Source organism: Fodinicola feengrottensis, from assembly GCF_039530045.1.
Lineage (GTDB): Bacteria > Actinomycetota > Actinomycetes > Mycobacteriales > HKI-0501 > Fodinicola > Fodinicola feengrottensis.
Map to the genome: position 1 here is coordinate 86,673 of NZ_BAAANY010000042.1, position 17,594 is coordinate 104,266.

General features: G+C 67.8%; 19 protein-coding genes. 12 read left to right on the top strand and 7 right to left on the bottom strand.

The window, feature by feature from the left end:
• Positions 1-6: 6 nt before the first annotated feature.
• Both ABD301_RS38660 and ABD301_RS38665 read right to left on the bottom strand, forming a co-directional pair.
• Positions 7-1,710, bottom strand: a complete 1,704-nt coding sequence (locus tag ABD301_RS38660; protein WP_344315103.1) for a DEAD/DEAH box helicase — start codon at positions 1,708-1,710, stop codon at positions 7-9.
• A 129-nt stretch (positions 1,711-1,839) separates the two neighbouring features.
• The gene (locus ABD301_RS38665) at positions 1,840-2,001 is read right to left on the bottom strand and encodes a DUF3039 domain-containing protein (protein WP_163568399.1); all 162 of its coding nucleotides are present in this window, start codon (positions 1,999-2,001) and stop codon (positions 1,840-1,842) included.
• A gap of 319 nt (positions 2,002-2,320) precedes the next feature.
• Here ABD301_RS38665 and ABD301_RS38670 point away from each other — a divergent pair, with 319 nt between their 5' ends.
• From ABD301_RS38670 to ABD301_RS38680, 3 genes are all read left to right on the top strand, one after another.
• Entirely contained in the window at positions 2,321-3,304 is a 984-nt protein-coding gene (locus ABD301_RS38670) for a pseudouridine-5'-phosphate glycosidase (protein WP_344315029.1), read from the top strand.
• A 35-nt stretch (positions 3,305-3,339) separates the two neighbouring features.
• Positions 3,340-4,209 (top strand): carbohydrate kinase family protein, encoded by an 870-nt coding sequence (locus ABD301_RS38675; RefSeq protein ID WP_344315104.1) that lies wholly within the window; start codon positions 3,340-3,342, stop codon positions 4,207-4,209.
• A gap of 93 nt (positions 4,210-4,302) precedes the next feature.
• Positions 4,303-5,535, top strand: coding sequence for an SGNH/GDSL hydrolase family protein (locus ABD301_RS38680; RefSeq protein WP_344315030.1), 1,233 nt, complete (start codon positions 4,303-4,305; stop codon positions 5,533-5,535).
• 78 nt (positions 5,536-5,613) lie between these two features.
• Here the strand turns inward: ABD301_RS38680 and ABD301_RS38685 are convergent, their stop codons facing one another.
• From ABD301_RS38685 to ABD301_RS38695, 3 genes are all read right to left on the bottom strand, one after another.
• On the bottom strand, positions 5,614-6,018 hold the full coding sequence (locus ABD301_RS38685; protein WP_279580255.1) for a DUF3099 domain-containing protein: 405 nt from the start codon (positions 6,016-6,018) through the stop codon (positions 5,614-5,616).
• Positions 6,019-6,097: 79 nt separating this feature from the next.
• On the bottom strand, positions 6,098-6,778 hold the full coding sequence (locus tag ABD301_RS38690) for a GNAT family N-acetyltransferase (protein WP_344315031.1): 681 nt from the start codon (positions 6,776-6,778) through the stop codon (positions 6,098-6,100).
• Positions 6,775-7,365: an HhH-GPD-type base excision DNA repair protein gene (locus tag ABD301_RS38695; protein WP_163568351.1), complete on the bottom strand. Its 591-nt coding sequence runs from the start codon at positions 7,363-7,365 to the stop codon at positions 6,775-6,777. Before ABD301_RS38695 ends, ABD301_RS38690 begins: the two co-directional genes overlap by 4 nt.
• 114 nt (positions 7,366-7,479) lie before the next feature.
• Here ABD301_RS38695 and ABD301_RS38700 point away from each other — a divergent pair, with 114 nt between their 5' ends.
• The 6 genes from ABD301_RS38700 to ABD301_RS38725 all read left to right on the top strand — a co-directional run bounded on the left by ABD301_RS38700 (position 7,480) and on the right by ABD301_RS38725 (position 12,375).
• Positions 7,480-9,069 carry a DUF262 domain-containing protein gene (locus ABD301_RS38700; protein ID WP_163568350.1) on the top strand — a complete coding sequence of 530 codons (1,590 nt, stop codon included), beginning with the start codon at positions 7,480-7,482 and terminating at the stop codon, positions 9,067-9,069.
• Positions 9,070-9,471: a HipA N-terminal domain-containing protein gene (locus tag ABD301_RS38705; protein WP_163568349.1), complete on the top strand. Its 402-nt coding sequence runs from the start codon at positions 9,070-9,072 to the stop codon at positions 9,469-9,471.
• A gap of 324 nt (positions 9,472-9,795) precedes the next feature.
• Complete coding sequence (locus ABD301_RS38710; protein ID WP_344315032.1) at positions 9,796-11,259, top strand: DUF7059 domain-containing protein; 1,464 nt, start codon at positions 9,796-9,798, stop codon at positions 11,257-11,259.
• Entirely contained in the window at positions 11,256-11,681 is a 426-nt protein-coding gene (gene dtd / locus ABD301_RS38715) for a D-aminoacyl-tRNA deacylase (RefSeq protein ID WP_344315033.1), read from the top strand. The genes ABD301_RS38710 and dtd overlap by 4 nt, the downstream gene beginning before the upstream one ends.
• Before the next feature lie 51 nt (positions 11,682-11,732).
• Positions 11,733-11,966 (top strand): hypothetical protein, encoded by a 234-nt coding sequence (locus tag ABD301_RS38720; RefSeq protein WP_344315034.1) that lies wholly within the window; start codon positions 11,733-11,735, stop codon positions 11,964-11,966.
• Positions 11,967-12,171: 205 nt separating this feature from the next.
• Positions 12,172-12,375 carry a PIN domain-containing protein gene (locus tag ABD301_RS38725; protein WP_390623997.1) on the top strand — a complete coding sequence of 68 codons (204 nt, stop codon included), beginning with the start codon at positions 12,172-12,174 and terminating at the stop codon, positions 12,373-12,375.
• Between the two features lie 270 nt (positions 12,376-12,645).
• On the opposite strand, the gene ABD301_RS38730 is transcribed toward ABD301_RS38725, so the two are convergent.
• Together ABD301_RS38730 and ABD301_RS38735 are read right to left on the bottom strand one after the other, a co-directional pair.
• Positions 12,646-13,569 (bottom strand): M56 family metallopeptidase, encoded by a 924-nt coding sequence (locus ABD301_RS38730; RefSeq protein ID WP_344315035.1) that lies wholly within the window; start codon positions 13,567-13,569, stop codon positions 12,646-12,648.
• Positions 13,566-13,964, bottom strand: coding sequence for a BlaI/MecI/CopY family transcriptional regulator (locus tag ABD301_RS38735; RefSeq protein ID WP_163568346.1), 399 nt, complete (start codon positions 13,962-13,964; stop codon positions 13,566-13,568). Before ABD301_RS38735 ends, ABD301_RS38730 begins: the two co-directional genes overlap by 4 nt.
• A 163-nt stretch (positions 13,965-14,127) precedes the next feature.
• On the opposite strand from ABD301_RS38735, the gene ABD301_RS38740 reads away from it, so the two are divergent.
• The 3 genes from ABD301_RS38740 to sigB all read left to right on the top strand — a co-directional run bounded on the left by ABD301_RS38740 (position 14,128) and on the right by sigB (position 17,569).
• Positions 14,128-15,456 (top strand): cytochrome ubiquinol oxidase subunit I, encoded by a 1,329-nt coding sequence (locus tag ABD301_RS38740; RefSeq protein WP_163568345.1) that lies wholly within the window; start codon positions 14,128-14,130, stop codon positions 15,454-15,456.
• On the top strand, positions 15,453-16,439 hold the full coding sequence (locus ABD301_RS38745; RefSeq protein WP_344315036.1) for a cytochrome d ubiquinol oxidase subunit II: 987 nt from the start codon (positions 15,453-15,455) through the stop codon (positions 16,437-16,439). The genes ABD301_RS38740 and ABD301_RS38745 overlap by 4 nt, the downstream gene beginning before the upstream one ends.
• A 173-nt stretch (positions 16,440-16,612) precedes the next feature.
• Positions 16,613-17,569 (top strand): RNA polymerase sigma factor SigB, encoded by a 957-nt coding sequence (gene sigB / locus ABD301_RS38750; RefSeq protein ID WP_279580251.1) that lies wholly within the window; start codon positions 16,613-16,615, stop codon positions 17,567-17,569.
• The last annotated feature ends 25 nt before the right edge of the window (positions 17,570-17,594 follow it).

The following is a 17,594-nucleotide window of genomic DNA, read 5'->3' on the forward strand; positions in this document are numbered from 1 at the left end:
GCAGCTCTAGAGCTGCTGAATAGCCACTATTCGCTTTTCCAGGTCTTCGACGCTGGCCTGCGCACTGGGCGGGCCACCACAGAGTTTGCGCAGCTCAGCGTGGATCTGGCCGTGCGGGCGGTTAGTACGGTGGTGGTGCGCGGCGACCAGCGTGTTGAGCTGGCGCCGGAGTTCCGCGCGGCGCTGGTACGTCGTACGCACCTGGTCCAGCGGCGGCGCGTCCGGCTTGCGGACCTTGGCCTGCGCGGCGATCTGGTCGGCCTGGCGCTTGCTGAGCAACGCGACCACCTGATCCGGCTCCAGCAAGCCCGGCAGGCCGAGATACTCCTCTTCCTCCGCGGTGCCGGCGAGCGCCCCCGTACCGAACGAGGCGCCGTCGTAAATGACCTGGTCAAGGCTCGCCGACGCCTCCAGCGCGGTGAACTTGGGCAGGTCGTCGGTGTCCTCGTCCTTCTCCTTGTTCGCGTCCTCCAGCAGGCTGTCCTCCAGCCCGTCGGACTCGCGGTGCGGCCGGTCCAGCACGTGGTCGCGCTGAGCCTCCATCTCCTCGGCGAGCCCGAGCAGGCTGGGCACGCTGGGCAGGAAGATGCTGGCCGTCTCGCCGGGCCGGCGGGCTCGTACGAACCGGCCGATGGCCTGCGCGAAGTAGAGCGGGGTGCTGGCGCTGGTGGCGTAGACGCCGACCATCAGCCGTGGGATGTCCACGCCCTCACTGACCATCCGGACGGCCACCATCCAGCGGTCGTTGCTGGCGCCGAAGGCGGCGATCTTCGCCGAAGCGGTGCGGTCGTCGGAAAGTACGGTCACCGGCGTTTCCCCGGTGACCGTACGTAAGAGCTCCGCATACGCCTTCGCGGCCGCGTGGTCGGTGGCGATCACCAGGCCGCCGGCGTCGGGAAGATGCTGGCGGATGGTCTTCAGCCGGGCGTCGGCGGCACGCAGCACCGCCGGCATCCACTCGCCCTTGGAGTCCAGCGCGGTCCGCCAGGCGTGCGCGGTCTGTTCCTTGGTCAGCGGCTCGCCGAGGCGCGCGGACAGCTCCTCGCCAGCGGACGTACGCCAGCGGGTCTCGCCGGAATACGCCATGAAGATGACCGGCCGGACCACGCCGTCCCTGAGCGCCTCTCCATAGCCGTACGAATAGTCGGACTGCGACCGGCGCAGGCCCTCCCGGTCCCGCTCGTACGTGACGAACGGGATCGCGTTGTCATCGCTGCGAAAAGGCGTACCGGTCAGGGCCAGCCGGCGAACCGCCGGGTCGAACGCCAGCTTCACGCCGTCGCCCCAGGTCCGGGCGTCGCCGGCGTGGTGGATCTCGTCCAGGATCACCAGCGTGCGGCGGGCCGTCGTGCGCCGCCGGTGCACCGCCGGGGCGAGCCCGACCTGCGCGTACGTGATCACCACGCCGTGGAAATCCGAGGACGTGCCGCCGACGGTGTTGGAGAACGTCGGATCGAGCTGGATGCCGACCCGCGCGGCGGCCTGCGCCCACTGCGACTTCAGGTGGTCGGTCGGGGCGACCACGGTGAGCTGGTCAACCGTGCCGTCCGCGAGCATCTCGGTCGCCACTCGCAACGCGAACGTGGTCTTGCCGGCACCGGGCGTGGCCACCGCGAGAAAGTCCTCCGGCCGGCGGCGCAGGTAGTCGACCAGGGCCCGGCGCTGCCAGGCCCGCAGGCCCGGCCCAGCCGTACTCCCGGTATCGGTCAGCGCCCCAGCCGAAACATCAGCCGCAGTGGACAACTCTCCGCCCTCCCCCCAGCACAGAACGAGGCCTCCGCACGAGCGGCGAGCGGAGGCCCAGAGAGCCTAACCAGTGATGGGCGCGAAACCGCGCACCTACGGCCTGAGCGAGTTGTAGATCTCCTTGCACTCCGGGCAGACCGGGGAGCCCGGTTTGGGCGCCTTGGTCACCGGGAACGTCTCCCCGCAAAGGGCCGTCACCATGCTTCCCATGACGGCGCTTTCGACCATCTTGTCCTTGTCCACGTAGTGGAACATCTCCGGACCGGTCTCGGTGTCCTTCGTCTCCGGACGGACGTCGGTCTGCACGCTCACGCCGAAACTCCTCAGGTCTGTTGGGGCCGCTTCCCAGTCTCGCACGCGATTTCACCGGCCGCGCGCAGCGTCCCGTCGGTCCGGCGGCCTTGCCGTGTTTGGGCGGTGAAGGCGAGCAGCCCGCGCCAGGCGTCGGTGCAGTGCGCGTATCACCTTCACCCCGGAGCCGGACAGCGCCACCGAGGCCGCCCTGCACCTGGTCGCCACCTGGACCGCTGACTAGACCGCGCGGAGTGGGTCGGGGGTGTACTAACGTTCCCCTGTGACTGGTACTGCGCGCTGCCTGCCTTTTCCGCCCGAGATCGTGGTGGGCGACGAGGTCGCCCTCGCGCTCGCCCACGGCCGGCCGTTGGTGGCGCTGGAAAGCACGCTGATCGCCCACGGTCTTCCCCGCCCGCGCAACCTGGCGGTGGCCCGCGAACTCGGCGCGGCCGTACGAGCCGCCGGCGCGACTCCGGCGACCATCGGCGTGCTGGACGGCAAGGTGGTGGTCGGGCTGGACGACGACCAGCTGACCCGGATCGCGCTCGGCGAGGACGTGCCCAAACTGTCGGTGCGGGACATCCCGTTCGCGGTCAGCACCAAGTCCGACGGCGCCACCACGGTCGCCAGCACCGCCGCGATCGCCCACCGGGTGGGCATCGGCGTCTTCGCCACCGGTGGCCTCGGCGGCGTCCACCGGGACGCGGCTTATGACGAATCCGCTGACCTGCAGCTGCTCGGACGTACCCCGATCACCATCGTCTGCGCGGGCGTGAAGTCGATTCTGGACGTGCCGGCCACCCTGGAACGGCTGGAGAGCCTGTCGGTGCTGGTGGCCGGCTACCGTACGGACCGGTTCCCCGGCTTCTACCTGGCCGATTCCGGTCATCAGGTGCCTTGGACGCTGGACAACCCCGCGCAGGTGGCGGCTGCCGCGGCCGCCCGGGATGCCCTCGGGTTCGGCCTGGGCGCGATCGTGCTCGCCAACCCGATCCCGGTCGATCGGCAGCTCGACCCGGTGCTGCACGACCGGGTGCTGGCCGAGGCGCTGGCTGGCGCGGCGGCGCAAGGCGTCACCGGCAAGGACATCACGCCCTACCTGCTGGCGTATTTCCACGAGGCGACCGGCGGCGGCAGCCTGGAAGTCAACATCGACCTGGTCAGCCGCAACGCGACCCTGGCCGCGCAGATCGCGGTCGCCGCGGCCGGCACCCCGGCCGCCCCGGCCGGACCGATCGTGCTGCCCCGCTCCCCGGCTGAATAACCATTTCCAGTCTCGCTTTCCCTGAGCAGCAACGGATCGCGGTCGTCGGGGATCTGGTGACGGACGTGCTCGCGCTGGCCAGCGGTCCACTGTGGACGGACTCGGACACGCCGGCGCGGATCCGGCTGACCGGCGGCGGAGCCGGTGCGAACACCGCCGCGTGGTTGGCCGAACTGGGTGCCGCGGTGACCTTCGTCTGCGCGGTCGGCGACGACGACACCGGGCGGGCCCGTACGAGCGAGCTGCGGTCTGTCGACGTGGCGGCGCTGACTACCGCCGAGCCGACCGGGACCGTCGTCGTCCTGGTGCGGCCCGATGGCGGTCGCAGCATGCTGCCCGACCGGGGCGCCAACGACCGGCTGACCGCCGAGCACGTGACCAGCGCTCTTGCGGCTTGTACGCCGGCACATGTGCATGTTTCCGGCTACACCTTGCTGGGCGCCGGGTCGCGAGCGGCCGGTTTGGCCGCGCTGGCCTGGGCGTACGAGCGGGGCATCGAGTGCTCGGCGAGCCTCGCGTCGGCGGCTCCGCTGGTGGCGACCGGCGCGGCCGCGGTGCGGGAGTGGTTGACGCGTACGGACGTGGTGCTGGCCAACCACGACGAAGCGCTCGTCGTCACCGGTGAGTCCGATCCGTCGCGAGCCGCGTCGTCGCTGGCCGAGGGCCGCTTCGCCGCGATCGTGACCCTCGGTTCCCAAGGGGCCTTGTGGGCGGACCGGGACGGCGTTGTCCGGCGGGTCGCCCAACCGGCCGCCGTGGTGGACACCACCGGAGCCGGCGACGCCTTCACCGCCGGGCTGTTGGCGGCAATATTGCGAAAAGTCTCGGGCGCCGAAGCCCTCGACGCCGGCAGCGCCGCCGCGGCCCGCTGCGTCAGCCACCCTGGCGCCCGGCCGAGCCGCTGAGTTTACCGGCTATGTCCGGAAACGGACCTGGTTATCGGCATGGAGCGCTGTAAAGGTGATGGAGGCCAATGCGGCGATGTGCGGAGGGCAAGGATGCGATCCAGAAGAATTTCCCGCTGGGCGATCGTGGGCATGTTGGTGGCGGCGATCGCCGTACCAGCCGGCGCGGGCGCGGCCCCGGCACCCGGCGGCTGGGTGGGCACGTGGGCAGCCTCGCCGGACGCCGGCGACCCGGGCGTGAACGGGACCGGCTATCCGAGCTACTCGCTGCGCAACGAGGTGCACCTGTCGGTTGGCGGCAGCCAACTGCGGATCCACCTGTCGAACGCCTTCGGCACCGGCGCGCTGCCGCTGGACCACGCGACAGTCGCCATCGCCACCGGCCCCGCCTCCCCCACCGTGAAGGCGGGCTCGCTGCGGTCCCTCACCTTCGGCGGCCATGCCACGACGACCATCGCCAAGGGCGCCGAGACGGTCAGTGACCCGGTGAACCTGACCGTCGCCGCCGGCACGAACCTGCTGGTCACCACGTACGTGTCGACCGCGTCCGGGCCGGTCACCTTCCACCAGGACGCGCAGCAGACCTCGTATTACACGATCAGCGGCGACCACAGCGCCGACACCTCAGGCGCCGCCTTCACCCGGGCCACCGGCTCCTGGTACTACGTCGACCAGATCGACGTACGCAACTCGCCGGCCCGCGCCAGCGTGGTCACCCTCGGCGACTCGATCACCGACGGCTACGCGTCCACGCCGAGCACCAACAGCCGCTGGCCGGACCGCCTCGGCGCGCGCCTCAACCAGCAATCGGTCGCGCATCGCCTCGGCGTCCTCAACGAAGGCATCAGCGCGAACTGCGTTCTCGCTGATGGGGACCGCCCGGGCGGCCCCGGCGCCGGGGCCGGCCAAAGTGCGCTCACCCGGCTGGCCCGCGATGTCCTTAGCCGCCCTAGCGCTCGTACGCTCATCTTTGTCGAGGGCATCAACGACATCGGCCAGAACACGCAGGTCAGCGACCCACAACTGCTGATCGCCGGCTACACCCAGATCATCAACCGGGCGCACGCCGCTGGCCTGCGCGTCATCGGCGGCACCCTCACCCCGGCCCCGAACTACGTCGGGCCGCGGGAAAGCACCCGCGAGGCCGTCAACCAGTGGATTCGTACGACCCCGCTGCTGGACGGCGTCGCCGACTTCGACCTCGCCGTACGAGACCCCGCCAACCCGCACCAGATGCTGCCCGCGTACGACTCCGGCGACCACCTCCACCCCGGGGACGCTGGCTACCAGGCGATGGCCGACGCGGTGCCGTTGTCGCTGCTCTGATGTGTTCGGCTCGGCGGGTGGTTCTTAGGCAGTGCCACTCGCCGAGTTCGGGCTGGTGGACTCCCGCGATTTCACTCGCTAGCGATCGTGCCGGGTCTGCTCGGGGTCGACGATCTCGCCACTGAGCACCTCGTCGCTGGACTGGCCAGAGGTGATCGCGCGCTCCGGCGCCGGGTGGCCATGCCACCGGTTGCGCAGCTGGCTGGCCTTCTTCGGTGGCCGGTCGTTCGCGATCAGCACGGCCATCCAGGGCAGGAACACCATGCCGGCGATGCACAGGGCCACCCACAACGGCGCCAGCGGCGGCTGTGCGGCGAAGACGACCACCGCTGCGAGCAGGCACACCACCCGCAGGCCCATCATCAGCGCGTACCGAATCTGCCGCTTGCGAAGCTGGTCCGGCAGGCTCTCTTCGGCCTCGGTGATGACGATCGGGTCTTTGGAGCGCCCTCTCGGGTGGCGACCATTCACCGAACTCGCCACGATGCCTCCACTCTCGATGCCTCCATCCTCCCTCGCGGACGGGCTGGGTGCGACGTCCGGGTACGGATAGCGGCCGTTTTCAACGATCCTTACCGGGTTTCCCGAGGCCGAGCATCGGCAAACACCGCTCCGCGCCGGAAATTCCGACCTCGTCGAGGCCGTATCCGTTACGCAGCAACGCCCATCGCTCCCTGGTCAGCCGCGACCAGAGCATGTGATCGATCCGGTCAACCCGCTGCGCGTACCGGTCGCCGCAGGGCTGATATCCGAGCGAGCGGGTGACGCCAAGCGCGGCGTCGTTGTGCTCCTCCGACTCGGTCTCGGCCGCGGTCGCGTCCAGCGCCTGGAAGGCGAAGTGCAGCACCATCGCCCGCATCGCCTTGCCCAGGCCGGTGCCACGGAAACGTTCGCCCAGCCAGGAGGCGCTCTCGACGATCCGCAGCTGGGGGAAGTCGGACGCCTTCAGGTCCTGCGATCCGGCGACGTCGCCGTCGACCTCCAGCAGAAACGACAGCCGCCACTTGTCCGGCGCGGACTCGGCCCGGGAGCGCCACACGTGCCGGGCGATCCACTCGTGCATGCCACTGCCGGGCAGCGTGGGGTCCATCTCCAGCCCGGGCGGTGCCACCGCGGCCAGCACCGGCAGGTCGTCGTCGGTCGGCGGTCGCAGGACCAGGTCTCGTACGAGCCCCTCGGCGGTCGGCAGCTGGGCGGTGATCCGCAGGTCGAACAGCGGCCACCACGACCCAGCTGTGGTCACTGGGCGGCCTTGGCGGCGGCCTTCATCTGCTTCTTGTGCTCCCGTACCTGACCAAGGGTGTCCGCGTCGACGATGTCCGCCACCGACATCGCGGTTCCCTCCTGCCCCACCTGGCCGGCCGCCTCCCGCCAGCCAGCCGGTTGCACGCCGAGCTGCTTACCAAGAAGAGCCAGGAAAATCCGGGCCTTCGCGTCGCCGAAGCCGGGCAGCTTCTTCAGTCGGCCGAGCAGTTCCTGACCGGAGTCCGCGCCCTTCCAGACCGCCGCCGCGTCACCGCCGTACTCGTCCACCAGTTGCTGGCACAACGCCAGCACCCGGCGGGCCATCGCGGCTGGGAAGCGGTGCAACGCCGGCTTCTCCACGAACAACTCGATCAGCCGGTCCTCGCCGAGCTCCACCACCGCCTGCGCGGTGACCTTGCCCATCCGCTGGGTCAGCACGTACGGGCCGACGAACGCCTTCTCCATCGGCACCTGCTGATCCAGCAGCATGCCCATCAACAACGCCAGCGGGTCCTTCGACAGCAGGGCGTCCGCCTCCGGCTGCTGCGCCAAGCACAACCGCACCGCGGCACGTTTGGTACTCATGCCGCCCATCGTGCCACGCCGCGCCACTCTCGCCACACCTCTGTCTTACGGGCTCACCTGCAGTCCCGCCGACGCAACCCCCAGTAGGCTTGGTTCGGCAGCTGAGGAGATGTCATGCCCACCCTTGACCGACCGCGCATTGAGTACAGAACGCCTGATGACCTCGTCGGCGAGGTCCAGCGTGGCCTGATCCGGATCCCTACTTTTCAGCGCAGCTTCAAATGGGAAGCCAGAGACGTCGTGATGCTGTTCGACAGCATCTTTCGTGGTTATCCGATCGGCAACATCCTGCTCTGGCGACGACCAGCTCCGAAGCAGCGATTGACGATCGGGCCACTCGTCATCGACGCACCGGAGACCGACTCGGCCCTCTGGGTGGTCGACGGTCAACAGCGGATCACCTCGCTGGTGGGAGCACTCGTTGACGCGGAGACCTCTTCGGACTCGCGGTTTCGGGTCCACCTCGACCTGGACAACGCCGAATTCCATACGGCGGGCGCTCGGCAGGTGCCCCCGCGCTCGTGGATCCCAGTCAGCAAACTGCTGGACACTCGTACGTATCTACGCTGGGTCAGGGACAACAGAGAATGGCTGACCGAAGACAATCTTTCGCTTGGCGACAGTGCGGCGAAGGCGATCAGGGAATACCAGATCCCCACCTATGTGGTGACTTCCGCCGACGAGGAACCGTTGGTGGAGATCTTCGCGCGGATGAACAGCCAGGGAAAGCGGCTAAGAAAGGACGAGGTCTTCCAGGCGCTTCACTCCAGTAGGTCCGGCGACGGCCCCAGCACACTCAAAGACCTGGAGAATGTCACCGCAAGCCTCGGTTTCGGCGCACTCGACAACCGGTTGGCCCTGCGGTGCGTTCTCGCCTTCCGCGGCGGCGACATATTCCGAGAGGACTTCAAGGAAGAGTTCTTGTCTCCGGAAGACCGCGCGGACACCTTCCGTAATGTCTCGGAATCTTTGCTGGAAGTCGTTAGATTTCTCCAGCAGGACGCTCTCATCCCACACATCCGGCTCCTTCCTTACTCCCATTTCGTGCCTGTCCTTACCCGGTTCGTCGGCCTGTTTGGCCAACCGGAGGGCCGGGCAGCTACCCTGCTGCGCCGCTGGGTATGGCGAGGCGCCGTGGCGGGTACGCGCGCACGCGGCATCAGCGTCGCCGACGTACGAAACCAGGTCGAGTCAGTGAGCGGGAAGGATCCAGTCGAATCGGCGATGCACCTGCTTCGACTCGTAAACACGCCACCCGAATTCACCGTCGAACTGGACAAGGTGCATTTCAACCACGCGATCACCAAGATCAATGTGTTGGGGATGCTCGCGTCCGACCCTCATGATTTGCTCACCGGAGCCTCGATCGACATCCCCGAGGCATTGCGTTCTGGAAGTCCACTGGTCGCTGTCCTCGCGGACACTGAAGTTCCGGATGGTCTCAAGCTGGCCAACCGAATTGTGACCGAGCGCAAATACCCCGACGCGCAGCGACGACTCACGCTCGCACCCGCGGAGGTTCGGGAAAGTCACCTTGTCGACGCGGTCGCGCTTGGCCTGCTGAAATCGGGGAGCATCGAGGAATTCACCGCCTACCGTGGCGAAGCACTCAGTCGGGCGATTCGTTGGCACGTCAGCCAGATGGCCGAATGGGGAGCCCGAGATGCCCATGCTGTCAGTGACCTCATGCGCCGGGCGGTCTGAGTGAATCACGGGGCAACCGCCGAGGTCCGGCTGCACGGGCGACGGGTGGGTGACCTTCGCTTTGACCGCGGCGGCGCCATTTTCTCGTACGAGGACGATCTCGCTCAACCAGATCATGAGGTGCTCGGACAGGTTTTCGAGGACGACCCCCGAACTGTGCGACGCAGCCGGATCGGCATCCCACCGTGGTTCGCCAATCTCCTCCCCGAAGGTGAGATGAAGCGACAGGTCATCCGGGATCTGGGCGGCGGAAACATCGGCGACTACAGCATCCTCGCGCACCTCGGCAGCTACCTCCCCGGAGCGGTTACCGTTCACCCGCAGGGAAATCTTCCGACAGCTGACCTTCTGGACGACCCGCTCGAGGCTCCGAGTCACCCTCTTCGGCATTCACAGGTATGAGCCGCTCGCGCTCAGCCTGAACGGCGAGAGACTTCCCACGTCCATTCGGCTTGATGATTTCCGACACCTGGCAGACAACGCCGATGCGGATCCAGAAGCAACCGTTCGCTATGTCCAGGACGCGGTTGACCAATTGAGGGCCACCTGGGCAGCGGGACTTCAGGCTGAGACCCAAAGCCGGTTTCCGGCTTTGGCCGACGAGTACAGTCGCCGACTCGACGCTCTCCCGATCACCCGCGAGGTCTGAGGACCGATCTCTCCAGCCTTCAGGGTGAAAGCTGACCTCCGTTCTCTGGCCACCCGGCAATGCAGCAGGATGGGGGCGTGAAACCGCTGTTCAGTTCCGATGTCACCAGCAAGCTGCGGGCCGCGGTGGAGAAGGCCGGCTACACCGCTGAAGGGGTGGCCGCGGTGCTCGGACCGCAGGCCAGCGTGGCGCTCGGGCGCGGCGACCTGCTGCCGGCCCGGCGGGCCACCAGCGGTGGGTCGCCGCTGGAGACGCTGATCAACCTCTTCGTATGCGGTGGGGTGCTGTCGACACCGACCGTGCAGGCGGCCCTGGACCCGCTGCGGGTCGACCAGGCGCTGTCGGTCGGCCTGGTCGAGCCGGCGCGTGGGGGTTTGCGGGCGGCGATGGACCTGCGGCCGTACGGCGACGATGACGGCGACTGGTGGGTGCTCTCGGACCTGGGCACGGACGTACGACCGGGACCACTGGCACCAGATCATGTGCTCGGCATCGGCGGGGCCGCGCTGACGCTGGCCGGCGCGACCGTACGACAGCCGGTCGCCTCCGCGCTGGACATCGGCATTGGCTGCGGCATTCAGGCACTGCACCTTTCCCGACACAGCACCAAAATCACCGGCACCGACATCAGCGAGCGAGCGCTCGCGATGGCGGCCACCACCGCCGCGCTGAATGGCCTGGAGTGGGAACTGCTGGCCGGTGACCTCACCGAGCCGGTGGCTGGCCGCCGCTTCGACCTGGTCGTGACCAACCCGCCCTTCGTGATCGGCACCGGCGACGCAACGCACGCGTATCGAGATTCCGGACGCAGTGGGGACGCCGTGGTCGCCGAGGTGCTGGCTACCGCGCCGTCGCTCCTGAATGACGGCGGATGGTTGCAGTTGTTGGGAAACTGGCTGCATCTCGCCGATCGGGACTGGACCGAGCGGGTGGCCGGCTGGCTGCCTGATCGCTGCGACGCGTGGGTCGTGCAACGCGAAGTGCTGGACCCGGCCGAATATGTGGCGATGTGGTTGCGGGACGCCGGCCAGGACACCGCCGAGCACGCCCACCGGGCGACGGCTTGGCTGGACTGGTTCGCCGAGCACGACGTGCGGGGCGTTGGCTTCGGGCTGATCAGCGTACGAGCGTCCAATGTGGACTCCCCCAGCCAGGTCATCGAGGATTTACGGCAGCAGACCGATCATCCTTTCGGCATTCAGGTGGGCGAATTCTTCGACCGGCAGGCGGCGGTACGGCGTACCGGCCTGCTCGACCTGCACCTCGTCGCGGCGCCCGATCTGCGACTTCGGCAAGAGGCTTCGCGTGGTGCGGACGGTTGGGAAGTCGAGGACCAACTGCTGACCGGCGGCGGGTTGCGGGCCACTCACCCGGTCGATCCGTTGATGGTGTCGCTGGTGGCTGGCTGCGACGGCACACTTTCGTTGCGGGACCAGCTAACCGTGCTCGCTCACGCGTACGACACCGAGCCCACCTCGCTGCACGCCGCCGCCGAGCTGGTGGTTGGTCCACTCGTACGGCATGGATTGTTGCGGCCGTGAGGGCGGTCGTACAGACCGTCACCCGGGCATCAGTGACCGTCGACGACGAGGTCGTCGGGAAAATCGGCCCCGGCCTGCTCGTCCTTGTCGGCGTCACGCACACCGACACTCCCTCGATCGCAGCGGCGCTGGCTCGCAAAATTCACAGCCTGCGGATCCTCGAAGGCGAGCGGTCGGCCGCTGAGGTGGGAGCGGAAATCCTGGTCGTCAGCCAGTTCACCCTCTACGCCGACACCCGCAAGGGCCGCCGCCCCTCCTGGCAGGCCGCCGCTCCCGGCCCGGTCGCCGCGCCGCTGATCGACACTTTCGTGGCCGCTCTACGCGCCGTGGGCGCGCCCGTCGAAACCGGCCGCTTCGGCGCCGACATGCTCGTCGAATCCGTCAACGACGGCCCGCAGACCGTCATTCTCGACGTGGACTGACCGACAACTGCTCTATCGCAGGTTCGCGCCATGGAGATTAGACTTGTCGACGTGACCAGTGCAGCACATCAGTACGACGGCCTTCATCGGTTGGTCGACCAGTTGAAGCCCGCGCAGGCCGATGCCGTGCGGGCTGTCGTGCTGCAGCTCGTCACCACTCCTGAGGTCGAGTCCACCCAGCCTCGTCGACGACTGTCGTTCGCCGGCTCACTTTCTGCGGAGCCAGACTTCGCAGAGCGCTCCGAAGAGATCCTCGACGATCTCACCCGCCGGAACGCTGGTTGATAGTCGCCGACACAGGCCCGCTCGTGGCAGTCGCCAATGATCGCGACAAGTTTCACAAGTCGTGCCTCACGCTTCTGGAAAGTTACCCCGGCCCAGTCATGGTTCCGGCTCCGATAGTGCTGGAAGTCTGCCAACTCCTGGCTAGTCGACGAGGAACTCAAGCAAAGCATCATTTCTGACCCCCCTTGCACAGGGTGAGCTGCAAGTGGTTGAGCTTGTGTCCGATGACTACGCGCGAGCGGCAGAACTCGTCCAGCAGTACGAGGACTTGCCACTAGGCGCTGCCGATGCCTGCGTTGTCGCGGTTGCAGAGCGGCTGAAAGTCACCAAAATCGCGACGCTGGACAAGCGACATTTCACTATTGTCCGGCCAAAACACATCAAGACATTCGAGTTGCTGCCGGAGTGACATGCTTCTGACCCGCAGCAGCGAAGGCGCTGGTGGCGTAGTGATGTTGTGATCAAGCCCTTTGAGTGACGCCTGCCGATCCTCCGGCAGTTCGGGTCGGTCCGGCCGCGATGTCCGATTGTCACTTTCTTGACCGTTAACTACTCAAACAGGCAAGAGAAGTTGCAGTCGGACACCGTCGCAACGTGTCCGACTGCAACAGAGCGGGGATCGTCGCAGGTCAAAGGGCGCGCGTGTGTGCGCATCGGAGCCCGGTTGTGCAGCGACAGGCTAAAGAGGCAGAGCGACCCAGGGCAGCAGCATCGCCAACGCGACCATCAGCGCGGCCGCAAGATAAGCGAACCGGCGGATCAGCGGGGATCGGCCGGGCGGGGTCAGCAGGCGGTGGACGCGGTCCAGCACGGCGGCCTCGGCGACGGCCAACGAACCTGCCGGTGCGCTTCCCCGCGCAGCGGAGCCGAGCCGGGCCAACGCGGCAGCCAACACGTGCCGCTCACAGCCGAAGCAGGCACGGTCGTCGGCGACCATCTCGACCAACCGGCGGACCGCGGAACCGGCGGAGCGTACGGCCGACAGCCAGGGCAACGCGGCGGTCCAGGCGTTGAACGGCAGCACCACCAGGTCGTGCCGCTCGGACAGGTGCGCGTGCTCGTGCAGCAGGACGGCGTCCAGCTCGTCGGTGTCGAGCAGCTCCATCGCGCCGGCGGTCAGTACGACGCGGCCACGAACGCCGGGCAGGCAGTACGCCACCGCGTCCGGGTGATCCAGCACGGTGGTGGAGCGGTCCCGTTCGTACGGGACGCCGACCAGGTCGACGACCTCACGGTGCCGCTGCCGGGTCCGGGCGGTCCGTACGATCGACATCAGCAGCACGCCGACCAGCCGGCTGAAGAGCACAACGGCCAACGACACCAGAAGCAGGTGGATCGGGTCCAGACGAGCGGTGAGGTCACCGTGGCCAACCGCGACCAGCCAGGCGCCAGCGGCCTGCCCAACGGTCGACCCCAGCGGGCTAAGGCCCAGCATCAGCACCGCGCCAAGCGCGGCCAGCCCGGACGCCAACCCGAGCCCCTGCCACAGCACCAGTGCGGCGCGCGGCTCCCGGACCGTCCACCGGGCCGCCGCCAGCCAGTGCGCGGCTGGCAGCACCAGCACGACCGCCAGCATGCCCAGGAAGATGGCCGGTGCGATCACTCGGTCGGCACCTCTCGACCACCGGGTCTGCGGCGCAGTGCCTCGGCCAAGGCCGTCTGCAAAGCCTCCGCCTCCTCCCGGCTGACCTGCCCGACGAACCGGGCCAGCACAGCGGACCGGTCGTCGGATGACTCTCCAGCAGTATCCAACACCTCATGCATCAGACCCGCCACATGTTCCTCGCGGGTAGCGGTCGCCGCGTAGTGGTGCGCCCGGCCGTCCCGCATCCGGCTCACATAGCCCTTGGCCTCCAGCCGGGACAGCACGGTGAGCACTGTCGTCAGCGCCAACGAGCGGTCGGACAGCGCGTCGGACACCACCCGCGCGGTCACCGGGCCGGGTGCAGACCACAGCACATCCATGACCGCGCGTTCCAGCTCGCCCAGGCGCAGCATCCGGCTCCTTCCGTACGACAGGCGCATTCGTACGTCTCCGGCCTATTGTCCGGCATGCGCACCTGTCGATCCATAACCCTGTCGGGTGAACGTGACGCACCCAACTGCGAGTTCCATTCTACGCACAGTAGAAGTTCTACGATCCGTAGAAGATACTGATCTCATGTTGGACAACCTCACCGCGGCCCGCGAGCAGATGGCCATCTCGCTGTCCTTCCACATCATTTTCGCTGTTCTGGGCGTCGGCATGCCCTGGCTGATGCTCTACGCCGAAGATCGGGGCATCCGTACGGGCGACCCGATCTGGACCGCGCTGGCCCGCCGGTGGGCGAAGGCGTCGGCGATCATCTTCGCCATCGGCGCGGTCTCCGGAACCGTGCTGTCGTTCGAGTTCGGGCTGCTCTGGCCGAACTTCATGGCGACCTACTCGGGCGCTTTCGGCGTCTCGTTCTCGCTGGAGGCCTTCGCCTTCTTCGCCGAGGCGATCTTCCTCGGGCTCTACTTCTACGGCTGGGACCGACTCAAACCGCGGACGCACTGGTGGACCGGCGTACCGGTCGCGGTCGGCGGCCTCGCGTCCGCCGGCTTCGTCACCACGGCCAACGCCTGGATGAACGCGCCGGTTGGAATTGTCATGCAGGGCGGGAAAATCGTCGCCGCCGAACCGTTCGCGCCGTTCACCGCGCCGACCAGTGGGCCGCAGGTGACGCACATGTTGCTGGCCGCTTTGCTGTGCACCGGGTTCGCCGTCGCGGCCGTGTACGCGGTGGGCATGTTGCGTGGCCGCCGCGACGCCTACCACCGCCGCGGGCTCGCGTCTGGGCTGGTCATGGGCCTCGTCGCGGCCCCGCTGCAGGTCATCGTCGGCGACTGGGCGGTACGGGTGGTGGCGCAGACGCAGCCGACCAAGATGGCCGCGATGGAGGGCCTCGGCCACACGATGGCCGGCGCACCACTGTCCCTCGGCGGCATTTACGACGCCGCCGCTGGGCAGCTCCGGGGCGCGATCGAGATCCCCAAAGCACTGTCGCTTCTGCTCGCCTACGACCCGAACGCGGTCGTCACCGGCCTGGACGCGGTGCCACCAGCGGACCGGCCATCGGTCGCCGTCGTGCACCTCTGTTTCGACCTGATGGTCGGCATCGGGACCGCTTTCGTGGCGCTCGGCGTGTGGACGCTCTGGTATTGGTGGCGGCACCGGAAGGGCACGATGGTCCGGATCAGCGACCGGAAATGGTATTTGCGGGCGGTCGCGATCGGCGGTCCGGCCGCGATGGTCGCGCTGATCGCCGGCTGGATCGTCACCGAGGTCGGCCGACAGCCGTGGATCGTCTTCCACTTGATGCGTACGACCCAGGCCGTCAGCGACCAACCCGGCCTTTACGTCTACTTCTACGCGGCTGCGGCGATATACACGCTGCTTGCGGTGACTTTGGTCGTACTGCTGAGAAGAATCGCCACCGGCGCACCAAAAGAGGCGGTCTCGGCATGACCGTCGTCAATGCCATCGCGGTGTTGCTGGGACTCGGCCTGACCGCGTACGCGCTGCTCGGCGGCGCCGACTTTGGCGGCGGGGTCTGGGATTTGCTCGCTTTCGGGCCACGCAAGAAAATACAGCGGGAGGTGATCGCCGAGTCGATGGGACCGGTGTGGGAGGCGAACCACGTCTGGCTGGTGTTCGTCCTGATTGGACTCTTCTCCGCATTCCCGCTCGCTTTCGCGTCGTACTCACGCGCCCTGGCCCTGCCACTTTCGTTGGCACTGTTGGGGATCGTGCTGCGCGGTTCGGCTTTCGTCTTCCGGCAGTACGGTGGCAACGGCCGGCTGGCCCGCACGTGGGGCCGGGTTTTCGCGGTGACGTCGACCATCACGCCGTTCGTGCTGGGCGCCGGCGCGGCCTCGGTGGCCACCGGCCGGCTGGCCGCCGACGGCTCCAGCGGCCTGCTCGCGCCTTTCCAGTCTCCGCTCGCGCTCTGTGCCGGTGCGCTCGCGGTCAGTTGTACGGCCTATCTCGCGGCGGTCTTTCTCTGCCGGGACGCCGAGCGAGTCCACAAAGGACTGGGTGAGCTTTTTCGTACGCGCGCACTGGCCGCTGCGGTAGTCACCGGGGCACTCGCGGTAGTCACCCTGATCGCGGCGGCCACCGACGCCCCGCTGCTCTTCGCGGCTTTGACCAGTCGCGGCCTGGTTTTCATGGTGGTCTCGATCGCCGGCGGGGTTCTCGGCCTCTGGTTGCTCTGGCGCCGCGCGTACCGAACAGCCCGCATCGCCGCAGGTCTCGCCCCTACCGGCGTGCTGTGGGGCTGGTGGCTGGCGCAGTATCCGGCGCTGGGCGTGGGAAACCTCAGCCTGCCCGGCACCGCGGCACCGCCGGCGGTCGTGCTGGCCGTGGGAATCATCCTGTTCGCCGGCATCTCCTGCGTCATACCGGCATTAGTCGTACTCTTCCGGGTTTTCTCCCGACCGCCGGCTTGACAGCGTTCTGCACACTGGGGTCACGGTCCACTGGGAGATATCGCCGAATCTGTGGAACCACCCTCAAAACTCACACGGATCACACATCCGTCTTACGGCCGCTTCACGCCCGCAGGAGCAGAGTCACCTCAACATCGCCGAACGGGGCGGCGTTTTTGAGGAGGCGAAGGACTGTGGCACTCCAACTGGTGGAGACCTGGCAGGACACCGAGGCCACTATCTCGACCGACCTGGTTCGTACGTACCTGAACGGCATCGGTCGCACCAAACTGCTGACCGCGGCCGAAGAGGTCGAACTGGCCAAGGCGATCGAGGCCGGGCTGTACGCCGACGAGCGGCTGGTTTCGGGGCAGGACATAGAGGACAAGCAACTGACCGCCGACCTGCGGACCGTGGTCCGGGACGGCGAGGCCGCCAAGCGGCGGCTGCTGGAAGCCAACCTGCGGCTGGTGGTGAGCATCGCCAAGCGCTACACCGGCCGCGGGATGGCGCTGCTGGACCTGATCCAGGAAGGCAACCTGGGGCTGATCCGGGCGGTGGAGAAATTCGACTACGCCAAGGGATTCAAGTTCTCCACGTACGCGACCTGGTGGATCCGGCAGGCGATCACCCGGGCGATGGCGGACCAGTCCCGGACGATCCGGCTGCCCGTCCACCTTGTCGAGCAGGTCAACCGACTGGTACGGGCCCGCCGCGAGCTGTCGGTCGCATTCGGCCGGGAGGCGACCATCGCTGAGATCGCCGCGAAACTCGAGCTGGATCCGGCCCGGGTGGTGGAACTGCTCGGCTACGACCGGGAGCCGGTCAGCCTGGACCAGACCGTCGGTGACGACGGCGAGACCCTGCTCGGCGACTTCATCGCCGACCATGACCCGTACCTGCCCGGCGAGGGAATGTCTTACGGGCTGCTGAAAACCGAAGTCCAGAGCGTGCTGGAGTCGCTCACCCAGCGCGAACGGGACGTGGTGGTGCTGCGGTTCGGGCTCAGCGACGGCCGCACTCGTACGCTGGAGGAAATCGGCCGCGAGTTCGGCCTGTCCCGCGAGCGGATCCGGCAGATCGAGAAGTCCTGCATGAGCAAGCTCCGCGACCCCTCACGTTGCGACCGGCTCCGCGCCTTCGCCAGCTGAACCTCCGCATTGTTCGCAACGCCCC